Source organism: Komagataeibacter xylinus (assembly GCF_031081985.1).
GTDB classification, from domain to species: domain Bacteria; phylum Pseudomonadota; class Alphaproteobacteria; order Acetobacterales; family Acetobacteraceae; genus Komagataeibacter; species Komagataeibacter xylinus_E.
In genome coordinates, this window is record NZ_JARWSK010000006.1 from 254,440 (window position 1) to 265,742 (window position 11,303).

At 64.1% G+C, this 11,303-nt stretch carries 13 protein-coding genes; 2 read left to right on the top strand and 11 right to left on the bottom strand.

Translation table 11 applies throughout. The features are described 5' to 3' along the window. Window positions 1-3: 3 nt before the first annotated feature. The 3 genes from QEG70_RS13185 to QEG70_RS13195 form a co-directional block, all read right to left on the bottom strand. Window positions 4-327: a hypothetical protein gene (locus QEG70_RS13185; RefSeq protein ID WP_308721089.1), complete on the bottom strand. Its 324-nt coding sequence runs from the start codon at window positions 325-327 to the stop codon at window positions 4-6. Window positions 328-445: 118 nt separating this feature from the next. Beyond that, window positions 446-1,042 carry a CarD family transcriptional regulator gene (locus QEG70_RS13190; protein WP_078524182.1) on the bottom strand — a complete coding sequence of 199 codons (597 nt, stop codon included), beginning with the start codon at window positions 1,040-1,042 and terminating at the stop codon, window positions 446-448. A gap of 57 nt (window positions 1,043-1,099) precedes the next feature. Further along, window positions 1,100-1,975 (bottom strand): bestrophin family protein, encoded by an 876-nt coding sequence (locus QEG70_RS13195; protein WP_308721090.1) that lies wholly within the window; start codon window positions 1,973-1,975, stop codon window positions 1,100-1,102. 235 nt (window positions 1,976-2,210) lie between these two features. Here QEG70_RS13195 and QEG70_RS13200 point away from each other — a divergent pair, with 235 nt between their 5' ends. After that, the gene (locus QEG70_RS13200) at window positions 2,211-3,326 is read left to right on the top strand and encodes an S-(hydroxymethyl)glutathione dehydrogenase/class III alcohol dehydrogenase (protein ID WP_308721091.1); all 1,116 of its coding nucleotides are present in this window, start codon (window positions 2,211-2,213) and stop codon (window positions 3,324-3,326) included. 3 nt (window positions 3,327-3,329) lie between these two features. Next, the gene (fghA, locus tag QEG70_RS13205; protein ID WP_308721092.1) at window positions 3,330-4,184 is read left to right on the top strand and encodes an S-formylglutathione hydrolase; all 855 of its coding nucleotides are present in this window, start codon (window positions 3,330-3,332) and stop codon (window positions 4,182-4,184) included. 464 nt (window positions 4,185-4,648) lie between these two features. Here the strand turns inward: fghA and QEG70_RS13210 are convergent, their stop codons facing one another. The 8 genes from QEG70_RS13210 to QEG70_RS13245 form a co-directional block, all read right to left on the bottom strand. Next, on the bottom strand, window positions 4,649-5,068 hold the full coding sequence (locus tag QEG70_RS13210) for a secondary thiamine-phosphate synthase enzyme YjbQ (protein ID WP_308721093.1): 420 nt from the start codon (window positions 5,066-5,068) through the stop codon (window positions 4,649-4,651). Between the two features lie 19 nt (window positions 5,069-5,087). Continuing rightward, window positions 5,088-6,083 carry a tryptophan--tRNA ligase gene (gene trpS, locus QEG70_RS13215; RefSeq protein WP_308721094.1) on the bottom strand — a complete coding sequence of 332 codons (996 nt, stop codon included), beginning with the start codon at window positions 6,081-6,083 and terminating at the stop codon, window positions 5,088-5,090. Window positions 6,084-6,131: 48 nt separating this feature from the next. After that, the gene (locus tag QEG70_RS13220) at window positions 6,132-6,620 is read right to left on the bottom strand and encodes a c-type cytochrome (protein WP_308721095.1); all 489 of its coding nucleotides are present in this window, start codon (window positions 6,618-6,620) and stop codon (window positions 6,132-6,134) included. 73 nt (window positions 6,621-6,693) lie between these two features. Then, window positions 6,694-7,188, bottom strand: a complete 495-nt coding sequence (locus tag QEG70_RS13225; RefSeq protein WP_308721096.1) for an FKBP-type peptidyl-prolyl cis-trans isomerase — start codon at window positions 7,186-7,188, stop codon at window positions 6,694-6,696. A 47-nt stretch (window positions 7,189-7,235) separates the two neighbouring features. Further along, entirely contained in the window at window positions 7,236-8,465 is a 1,230-nt protein-coding gene (locus QEG70_RS13230) for an argininosuccinate synthase (protein ID WP_308721097.1), read from the bottom strand. Between the two features lie 114 nt (window positions 8,466-8,579). Beyond that, window positions 8,580-9,821, bottom strand: coding sequence for a dual-specificity RNA methyltransferase RlmN (gene rlmN, locus QEG70_RS13235; protein ID WP_308721098.1), 1,242 nt, complete (start codon window positions 9,819-9,821; stop codon window positions 8,580-8,582). A 105-nt stretch (window positions 9,822-9,926) separates the two neighbouring features. Continuing rightward, window positions 9,927-10,670 (bottom strand): TlyA family RNA methyltransferase, encoded by a 744-nt coding sequence (locus tag QEG70_RS13240; RefSeq protein ID WP_308721099.1) that lies wholly within the window; start codon window positions 10,668-10,670, stop codon window positions 9,927-9,929. A gap of 27 nt (window positions 10,671-10,697) precedes the next feature. Beyond that, window positions 10,698-11,303: transketolase C-terminal domain-containing protein (locus QEG70_RS13245; RefSeq protein WP_308721100.1), on the bottom strand; the 606-nt coding region annotated here is incomplete at its 5' end.

The following is an 11,303-nucleotide window of genomic DNA, read 5'->3' on the forward strand; positions in this document are numbered from 1 at the left end:
ACGTCAGATCAGGGTCGGGCCGGTGTAGGAACCTGATGCCGCCCCCGCACGCAACTGCTCCAGCCTGGCCCTGTTGAAGCGCTTGCGGCGGGCCTTGCGCTGGTGCCTGCGGGCGCGCAGGGTCTGCTCCGCCTGCTGGGGCGAGGGCAGGGGGCGTGTCTTATCAATGCTGGGATAGGCCCCGCATATGGGGTCCGGGCAGCCGCAGGTAATGAAGTGGGTGTGGTATGGCACCGATCCTTGCCGTTTCTGGATGGCGTTCATGCGGTTAAGGTTGCGGCGCGTATCGATGATTGCATCGCGGCTGAAGAATTTTCCGGCCATCATTTCCATCCTTGCCTGTCACGTACCGGGCTGTGCGGGGCATAGTGTTACCCCCATAGCAAAACCGCTGGCACGGGGGCCAGCGGTGTCTTGTCGGTGTGGTGGTGGTGAGGGAGCGCGGTCAGGCGGCCTTCATCACCTCGGTCAGGTTTTCCAGCACTTCGGTCGGCTCCTTGCCTTCAAGCACGGCCACCTCGGCCACGAAGCGTTCCTGTGCGGCCTCGAACAGTTTGCGCTCGCTGAAGCTGCCATCAAGGCTGTCGACATTGCGGCGCAGGTCGCGCAGCACTTCGGCAATCTGTACCAGGTCGCCGGAGTTGATCTTTTCCTGATAGGCCACGGCGCGGCGGGCCCACATGCCACGGCTGACATGGGGCTTGCCCTTGATGATGGCCATCGCCTTGTCCACGATCTCGCGCGAGACGATCTTGCGCAGGCCCGACTTGCGGGCCTTTGACAGCGGGATGCGCAGCGTCATCTGGTTGCCGGGGAACGAGATCTGGATCATCTCCAGCTTCGTGCCCGCGATTTCATCGACCCCGATCCGGTCAACGCGGCCCACGCCATGCGCGGCATAGACGATGGCATCGCCCTCGCGGAACGGATCTTCATCTTTTACAGCCGTGCTGGACTTGGCCTCGGCTGCCGTGGTCGCGGCGGCGGTCCGCGCCATGGCATCGGTCACAGTGCCCTTCTGGGTGGTTCTGAACATGCTCATGTCCGCCCTATAGCATAAATTGCGCCTGTTGTCTTGAGGCGCTTGCGTGGCGCGGCTTCAGCCCTGTATGCCCCGCACGGGTGCGAGCGGCGGCGGGGCGGGCAACCCGCAGGACTGCATGAGGTCAATCTCGATGGTGCGCGATATGGTCAGCATCGGCATGCCATGCGGCGTTGCGCCAAAGGGGTCCTGCAGGTCGCTGCCGATCTTGTCGAGGGCTACGAACAGCACGCCCACGAGCGATGAGCCGAGCGGCGTGATCCACCCCAGCGTCTGCACCATGGAAAGCGGCAGGATGATGCAGAACACGGCGGCCACCACCTTGGGCAGCACCGAGAACTGGATGGCCAGCGGCGTGTTGCGGATGCGCTCGAGCCCGCCCTGCGCGTTGCTCATGTCGGACAGGATGCGGTCGATCTGGCCCTGCAATGCGCCATCAATACCCATCGCGCGGCACTCCGCATCCACCCGCAGCCCGATCTGGAACAGGATGGCGGCGGGGATGTTGGCGCGGCCTTCGATGCCGGGCTTCATCGAATCAGGCAGGAGGCGCAGCACGTCGCTCATGTCATCAAGTCGGCCGAGCGCGCTGCGCAGCGCGTAGGGGTAGGCGGCCATGGCGCAGGCAAGGTCCGGGCAGCCGCGCAGGATGGTGCCGGCCTGCCGTGCAAACGAGCGGCTGTTATTGGTCACGGCCCCCCACAGGGTGCGCCCCTCCCACCAGCGGTTATAGGCGGTGTTGTTGCGAAAGCTCATGAACAATACCAGCGCCGAGCCGATGAGCGAGATGGGCAGGGTGGGCTGCTCCATCCATTCCTGATGGAAGATCTGGAACATCATGACCACGACCACATCCCACGCGCACAGCAGCATGAGCGAAAGCAGGCTCTCGCGCATGAGGATCCACAAGCCGATTTTGCGATTGATGACCATATGGTGTTTCCGGAACGGTTGAAAAAAAGCGGGCAGCCGTTGCCAGCCCCGCTTTCGCGCTTATCACATCCAGCGCCAGCCATGGCAGCGCGGCATGGCGCGTGGCATCATTTGTCACTGAAATGTCTTAACGCTTTCCTGACCGGGCGACATTGACGCATCCATCCCTGATGCCCTTAATCGTTGCGAACCGGTACGGGCCCCGGCCCGCAACGCATGCAAGGAGAGACTGGTCATGGATGTAAGGGCCGCCGTTGCCTTCGAGGCTGGCAAACCACTTGAAATCGAGACCGTACAGCTCGAAGGCCCGCGTGAGGGCGAGGTACTGGTGGAAATCATGGCCACCGGCCTGTGCCACACCGATAAGTTTACTCTTTCTGGCGCCGACCCGGAGGGGCTGTTCCCCGCCATTCTTGGCCATGAAGGGGCCGGGATCGTGCGCGAGGTCGGCCCCGGCGTGCGCCACCTCAGGCCCGGTGACCACGTGATCCCGCTCTACACGCCGGAATGCCGCGAGTGCAAATCCTGCCTGTCGCGCAAGACCAACCTGTGCACGGCCATCCGCGCAACGCAGGGCAAGGGGCTGATGCCTGATGGCACGTCGCGCTTTTCGTTCAAGGGGCAGCCGATCCATCACTACATGGGTTGCTCCACCTTCGCCAATTTCACCGTGCTGCCCGAGATCGCACTTGCCAAAATCCGGCCTGATGCCCCGTTTGACAAGGTGTTCTACATTGGCTGCGGCGTGACCACCGGCATTGGCGCGGTGCTGTTTACCGCCAAGGTCGAGGCAGGCGCCACGGCGGCCGTGTTCGGGCTCGGCGGCATCGGGCTGAACGTGATCCAGGGGGCGAAGATGGTGGGCGCCGAGCGCATCATCGGCATCGACATCAACCCCGAGCGCGAGGCCATTGGCCGCAAATTCGGCATGACCGACTTCATTAACCCCAAAGACCTTGGCCCCGATGGTGATCTCGTTGGCCATATCGTGGAGCTGACCGGGGGCGGGGTGGACTACTCGTTCGAATGCGTGGGCAACCCCACGCTCATGCGCCAGGCGCTGGAATGTGCGCATCGCGGCTGGGGGGTTTCCACCATCATCGGTGTTGCGGGGGCAGGGCAGGAGATCAGCACGCGCCCCTTCCAGCTCGTGACCGGGCGGCGGTGGATCGGCTCGGCCTTTGGTGGCGCGCGCGGGCGCACCGACGTGCCGCGCATCGTGGACTGGTTCATGGAAAACCGCATCGACATCGACAGCCTGATCACCCACAAACTGCCCCTTGAGCGCATCAATGAAGGCTTTGACATGATGGCGAAGGGCGAGAGCATCCGCACGGTTGTCGAGTTCTGATCCATGAGCAGGATCACGACGCTTGAGGAACATGCCGGCTGCGGCGGGCGGGTTGGCTTTTACAGCCACCCTTCCACAACACTGGGGCTTGAGGCGCGTTTTGGCGTGTTCCTGCCACCGCGCGCGCTGGCAGGCGAAAAGGTGCCGGTGCTGTTCGTGCTCGCGGGCCTGACCTGCACGCACGAGACCTTCCTGATCAAATCCAACGCCGTGCGTTTTGCCGCCCGGCACGGACTTGCGCTGGTCGCTCCCGATACCTCGCCGCGCGGTGCGGGCGTGCCGGGCGAGGATGACGCATACGACCTTGGCACCGGGGCCGGTTTCTACCTTGATGCCACCACGCCTGCGTGGCGGGCGCATTACCGCATGGGCAGCTATATCGATACGGAACTGCCGCAACTGGTGCAGGACCATTTTGCCATTGATGGCGCAAGGCGCGGCATTATGGGCCACTCAATGGGCGGGCATGGCGCGCTGGTGCATGCACTTACGGCGCCTCAGGCATGGAAGTCGGTCTCGGCCTTTGCGCCCATCTGCCACCCGGCCATCGTGCCTTGGGGCGAGAAGGCGTTTGCCGCCTATCTTGGTCCCGACCGCAAGGCCTGGGCACGGCATGACGCCACGCTCCTGCTCGAAGCTGGCCATACCCACCCCACGTCGATCCTGATCGACCAGGGCGAGGCGGACCAGTTCGTGCACAACCAGCTCCGGCCTGACCTGCTGCGTGCGGCGGCAGGGGGGGCGGGGCAGGGGCTGCACCTGCGCATGCATGCGGGCTACGACCACTCCTACTGGTTCATCCAGTCCTTCATTGCCGATCATATCAGCCACCATGCCACCATTCTCAATACGCCCTGAGGCCTGCATGAACCGGTGTGGAGCAAGCCGGAAGCAGGGTGAATGAAATTCAGCCGATGCCACCTTCCGTGACAGCCTTGCCCGGTGGCCTGCCCCGACCCGGGCCGATTTCTTCGCGGTCGTGCGCGCCCTGCATGAGGCTGGCCTCAATATATGGGCGGTGAACATGAAAGGTGAGATACGGGCCGGGGCCAGGGCGGTGCAGGACCAGAAGGCAAGCCCTTTGCCTTCATCCAGCCCAAGAAGGAGGGCTTCACCTTCGACTGGCATCGTGGCATCAAGGATTATGCGGGCTACATAAGGCAGCTTTCTGCCTCCTTCGGCCATGACACGCTTATGAACCGAACAGCTTGAGGCGGCGGTATGCAGGGGCGTGGACCTGCCGCCGCTGCTGCGCTCCCTCTCAAAAGAACGCCTGCCTTCCGATTACCTGCCGGGGGCGTAAAGGCTGGCAGGGCTGTCGTTCATTCGCCCATCAGGTGCAGCACGATCTCGCGCCGGTGGGGGCGGGCGCGGTGCTCGAACAGGTATAATCCCTGCCATGTGCCCAGAACCGGCCTGCCACCAGCCACCGGGATGGAAAGCTGCACGTTTGTGAGCATGGCGCGCAGATGGGCGGGCATGTCATCCGGGCCTTCATCATCATGGATGTAGCGACCGGGCTGTTCGGGCACCAGCGCCTCGAAATACCGCTCGATGTCGGTGCGCACGGTGGGGTCGGCATTTTCCTGCACGCATAGCGAGGCGGAGGTGTGGCGGCACCACAGGGTGAGCAGGCCGGTTTCAATGCCGCTCTGGCGCACCCAGGCCAGCACGGCCCGGTCAATCGGAACCAGCCCCTTGCCCCGCGTGCTCACCTGAAGGCTGTGCAGTTCCTGGCGCATGGGGCGGTTCCTTCCGGGGTTATTTCAGGAAGCCGATCAGCGATTCCGCTTCCGATACGATGGGATCGGCAATGACACGGGCCCGGTCCGCGCCCGCGCGCAGCGTCTCGCGCAGGAAGTCGGGTTCCTTCAGCAGGCGCTGCGTTTCGGTCGCGATGGGGCAGACAGCGCCCACCACCACCTCGGTCAGCGCCGCCTTGAACGGACCAAAGCCCTGGCCGCCAAACTGTCGGAGCACATCCGCCGTCGTAAGTCCGGCGAGCGTGGCGTAGATGGTAACCAGATTGCGGGCCTCGGGCCGGTTTTCAAGACCCGCTTCCTCCGATGGCAGGGCTTCGGAATCGCTTTTGGCGCGCTTGATCTTGTTGGCGATGGCATCGGCATCATCCGTCATCTCGATCCGGCTCTGGGCGGAGGGATCGGATTTGGACATTTTCTTGGTGCCATCGCGCAGGCTCATCACGCGCGCGCCCTGCGGGGGAATGAGGGCCTCGACCTGCGGGAAGAATTCCACCCCGTAATCATGGTTGAATTTCTGGGCAATGTCGTTGGTCAGCTCAAGGTGCTGCTTCTGGTCCTCGCCCACCGGCACGGCCGTTGCCTTGTAGGCTAGGATGTCGGCTGCCATCAGGTCGGGATAGACATAAAGCCCTGCGGAATGCTTCTCGCGGTCCTTGCCTGCCTTGTCCTTGAACTGGGTCATGCGGTTGAGCCAGCCCAGGCGTGCCACGCAGTTGAAGATCCACCCCAGCCGGGCATGCGCGCTGACCGCGGACTGGTTGAACAGGATATGCCTGTGTGGATCAATGCCCGAGGCCAGCAGGACTGCGGTCTGCGCCAGGGTCTGCTGGCGCAGGGTGGCGGGGTCCTGCCATGTGGTGATGGCGTGCATGTCCACCAGGCAGAAAATGCAGTCATGGTCGCGCTGGAGCGCCACCCAGTTGCGTATCGCGCCAAGGTAATTGCCAAGCTGCGGGATACCGGTCGGCTGAATGCCGGAAAACAGGCGTTGCATGAAAGTATTTTCCGTTTTTTTGCCCGCGCCGGTCAAGGTGCGCGGTTGTCAGGGCAGGGGGTGGATCGCATCAAGGCGGCGGCGTTCATCGGCCACCATGCTGCTGCTTAGCGGATGGGTGCGCTCACGGGCCACCTCGGCTGCGGTAAAGACCGGGGCGGGCTTTGTGTCGCCGCGCGTGGCCAGATAGCTCAGGATGGAGGCGATCTCCTCATCCGACAGATGGGCGCGGAAAGACGGCATGAAGAAGTTGTAGGGCACGCCATCAATCTTCAGCGGGCCATTCAGCCCGTTGAGCAACACATGCATGAGGTACTGCCTGCCCTCGGGTGAGGTGGCGATCCTGTCCACGCGGCCGGTTATGGGCGGGATCTCGCCCTTCAGCCCTTCACCGCCATGGTGGCAGATGCCGCAATTGGTGCGGTAGCGCGCATAGCCTTCCTGCCCGTGGCGCGTGCAGGCGCCCAGCAGCGCCAAGCACGCAAACAGGCAGCCGCCGCGCAGTACGGACGCCATGCGTCCGGTTGCAATACCCATTCTGGTTGTCCGGTTCCTGTCCCGTCATGTGAAAAGAGCCACCCACCCGGCGGATGAATGGCTCTTTGTGGGCTTAGCGACCGCCGGGCGAGACGCCGAGCAACTGGATCTTGAAAATCAGCGGGCTGTCCGGCTGGATGATGCCCATTGACTTGTGGCCATAGCCAAGCTCGGGCGGCACGTACAGCATCCACGTATCGCCGACATGCATCTTGGGCAGGGCTTCCTGCCAGCCCTTGATCACCATTTCCAGCGGCATCTGCATATAGGCGCCGTGGCCATGCTGGTCGGAGCTGTCAAAGATGCCGCCATCGGGCAGGCGGCCTTCATAGATCACCATCACGCTGTCATTGAGGGTGGGCTGCGCCCCGTCCTTCGGGCCGGACTGGAGCGCCTTGTAGGCCAGTCCGTCAGGCAGGGTCTGGACACCGGGCTGCTTGCGCACGTTGTCCATGAACTGTGCCGGGGTCAGTTCCGGCTGATCATCCTTGTTTCCGCCACAGGCCGCAAGCGGCAGGGCCACCACGGCTGCGGCAAGAAGGGGAATGACACGGGAAAAGCGTTTCATGACACCTCGGCAGGCTGTTGAAAGGATGAAGGAGGGAACGCAGGCGATCAGAGCGCGCCGCCACGGCGGCCGATCTTGGCCCCAAGCCGCAGGCGCAGCGCGTTGAGCTTGATGAAGCCCTGCGCATCGGCCTGATTATACGCACCCTGATCGTCCTCGAAGGTGACGACGCGGGTGTCATACAGGCTGTTGGGGCTTTCACGGCCCACGCAGATCACGTTGCCCTTGTACAGCTTGAGCCGCACGCGACCGCTGACGGAGTGCTGGCTGCGGTCGATCAGCGCCTGCAGCATGTGCCGCTCGGGCGAGAACCACAGGCCGTTATAGATCACCTCGGCATAGCGCGGCATCAGGCTGTCCTTGAGGTGCATGGCCTCGCGGTCGAGCGTGATGCTCTCGATGCTGCGGTGCGCGGTCAGCAGGATCGTGCCACCCGGCGTTTCGTAAACGCCGCGCGACTTCATGCCCACGAAGCGGTTTTCCACCAGGTCGAGGCGGCCGATGCCGTTGTCGCGGCCGAGTTCGTTCAGGCGCGCAAGCAGCGTTGCGGGCGACATGGCCACGCCGTTGATGGCCACCGGGTCGCCGGACACGAAATCGATGGTGATCTCGGTTGCCTTGTCAGGCGCTGCCTCGGGCGAGATGGTGCGCTGGAACACGATCTCATCGGGGCCGACTGCCGGGTCTTCAAGCAGCTTGCCTTCCGATGACGAGTGCAGCAGGTTCGCATCGACCGAGAAGGGGGCCTCGCCGCGCTTGTCCTTCGCGATGGGAATCTGGTGCTCTTCGGCGAATGAAAGCAGGCGGGTGCGCGAGGTCAGGTCCCATTCACGCCAGGGCGCGATCACGGTGATGTCGGGCTTGAGGGCGTAATAGGCCAGCTCGAAGCGCACCTGGTCGTTGCCCTTGCCGGTGGCGCCATGGGCCACGGCATCGGCGCCGACCTGCTCGGCAATCTCGATCTGGCGCTGGGCGATCAGCGGGCGGGCGATGGAGGTGCCCAGCAGGTACTGCCCCTCATACAGCGCATTGGCGCGGAACATGGGGAAGACGAAATCCTTGACGAAGGTCTCGCGCAGGTCCTCGACAAAGATTTCCTTCACGCCAAACATCTCGGCCTTGCGGCGGGCGGGCTCAAGCTCCTCGCCTTGGCCGAGATCGGCGGTGAAGGTCACGACTTCACAGTTATAGGTGGTCTGCAGCCAGCGCAGAATCACGGAAGTATCAAGACCGCCCGAATACGCGAGAACGACCTTTTTGACATCCTTGGCGGCCATGGGAGAACGCTCCTGTCGACAAAACTTGGACAATACTTTGCCGGGAAAACCGGCGGCCTGCCCTCCTAGCATCCCACGCTGCGGGCGACCAGAAGCGAAAGGCGGATTTTTACGTCATTCCACCGGATCGGGCGCGTCATCAGGGCGGGCGGCGCGGCGCAGGCGCTGGCTTTCGGTGCGCAACTGCCCGCAGGCGGCCAGAATGTCGCGCCCGCGCGGCATGCGGATGGGCGAGGCAAAGCCCGCATCCATCACGATATTCGCAAACTTCTCCAACTGCTCGCGCGTGGAGGGTTTGTAGCTGCTGCCCGGCCATGGGTTGAATGGAATGAGGTTGACCTTGGCCGGAATGCCCGAGATCAGCCGCACGAGTTCACGCGCATCGGCCTCGCTGTCATTGATGCCGCGCAGCATGATGTATTCAAACGTGATGCGCCGCGCATTGCTGGCGGCGGGGTAGCGGCGGCAGGCGGCAATGACTTCCCTGATGGGATATTTGCGGTTGAGTGGCACGATCTCGTCGCGCAGGTCATCGCGCACGGCATGGAGCGAGATGGCAAGGTTGATGCCAAGCTCGGCGCCGCACTGGTCCATCATCGGCACCACGCCGGATGTGGAGAGTGTTATGCGCCGACGCGACAGGCCAATGCCCTCGCCATCCATGATGATGCGCATGGCCTTGGCCACGTTGTCGTAATTGTACAGTGGCTCGCCCATGCCCATCAGCACGATGGTGGACAGCAGGCGCGGCGTGTCGCCCTTGGGGCTGGGCCATTCGCCATAGCTGTCACGCGCGGCCATGAACTGGCCCACGATCTCGGCCGCACCAAGGTTGCGCACCAGCGCCTGCGTGCCGGTGTGGCAGAAGGTGCATGACAGCGTGCAGCCCACCTGTGAGGAAATGCATACCGCGCCCCGGTCTTCCTGCCGGTCGGGGATGTAGACCGTCTCGGCCTCCTGCCCATCGCGGAAGCGGAAGAGGAATTTGCGCGTGGAATCCTGCGAGGTCTGCTCCGTCACCACGCCGGGGCGACCGATGACAAAACGCTCGGCCAGCTTTTCCTGCAGGGGGCGGGCAATCGAACTCATGCGCGAGAAATCGGTGGCGCCCTGGTGGTAGATCCAGTGCCACAACTGCTTGGTGCGGAATGGCTTTTCGCCAATCTCGACCATGATCTCGGTCAGTTCCTCGCGCGACAGGCCCACAAGGTCGCGCCTGCCATCGGGCAGGGCAGCGGTGGGGGGGGCGAACTGGGCGGATTTGGCCCGGATGCGCGTGCGCTCCGCATCATCAAGGAGCGAGGCCGCCGTCCCGTCACGTAACCGGGAAGGAGAAGTTGCGGGGGCTGCGGACATACCGGTGCTGCCTCTGTTTTTCATGTCATGCGTAAGGGGAGGGGCGTTGCGCACCGCTCTTTCCAGCGTGTGTATCACACTCGGCGCGCGGGATGCGACTGCCGATCAGCCGTCCTTGCGGGCCGCGATCAGGAATTCGCGGTTGCCTTCCGGTCCGGTAATGGGGCTGGCGTCAATGCCCAGCACGGTCCAGCCCGGCAGGTCAGCCCACCAGTCGCGTATCATTTCGCACACGGCCTCATGCACAGCCGGGTCGCGCACCACGCCCTTGGGGCCAACCGCATCGCGCCCGGCCTCGAATTGCGGCTTGATCAGCGCAATTGCCCATGCGCCCGGCACGCACAGTTCAAGCCCTGCGGGCAGCACCGTGCGCAGCCCAATGAAGCTGGCATCACATACCAGCGCGCCAATGGGGTCGGGAATGGTGGTGGCATCAAGCGCGCGGGCATTGCATTTTTCCAGCACCACGACCTGCTCGGTGTTCGAGCGCAGCTTCCACGCAAGCTGGCCGTGACCGACATCGACCGCATAGACCTTCGCGGCCCCTTCATGCAGCAGCACATCGGTAAAGCCGCCGGTCGAGGCCCCTACGTCAAGGCAGGTCAGGCCAGCAGGCGAGAGGCCGAAATGCTCAAGCCCATGCGCCAGCTTGATCCCCCCGCGCGAGACCCACGGGTGGTCCTGCCCCTTGAGCATGAGCGGCGCATCCTCGGGCAACTGGTCGCCCGCCTTGGCAATGCGCCGGTCGGATGTATAGACCAGCCCCGCCATGATGAGCGCCTGCGCCCGGGTGCGGCTTTCCACCAGTCCCCGGTCCACCAGCATCTGGTCAACGCGTCGTTTTGCCATGCAGCGCTACCCCGACTGGCCCGCAGGTCAGGCCATCTGCCGTGACTGCGGCACGCCAAGGGCGGAGAGCGCGGTCGCCACGATGGCGGGCGCATCCAGCCCGGCCTCGTGGTACTGGGCCTCCTGGCTGTTATGGTCGATGAAGCGGTCGGGCAGGGTCATGGGGCGGAAGCGCACGCGGTCGAGCAGGCCGGTTTTTGCCAGATGTGTCATGACAAAGGAGCCGAATCCGCCCACCGAACCTTCCTCGATGGTGATCAGCACGGCATGGTTGCGCGCAAGCTGCTCGATCAGCGCGGTGTCGAGCGGCTTGGCGAAGCGGGCATCGGCCACAGTGGGCGAAAGACCCTGCGCGGCCAGCATGTCGGCAGCCTTCAGCGCATCGGCAAGCCTCGGCCCGAGCGAGAGGATGGCGATGCCGCCCTGCTCGGGGCCGGACTGGCGCTGCATTTCACGCACGATTCGCCCGCGCCCGATCTCGATGATCTGGCCCGCTGGCGGCAACTCAAGCCCCAGCCCCGCGCCGCGAGGGTAGCGCAGGCCGAGCGGGCCTTCGTCAAACGCGATGGCGGTGGCGGTCATGTTCAGCAGTTCAAGCTCGTCGCTCGGCGCCATCAGCGTGATGCCGGGCAG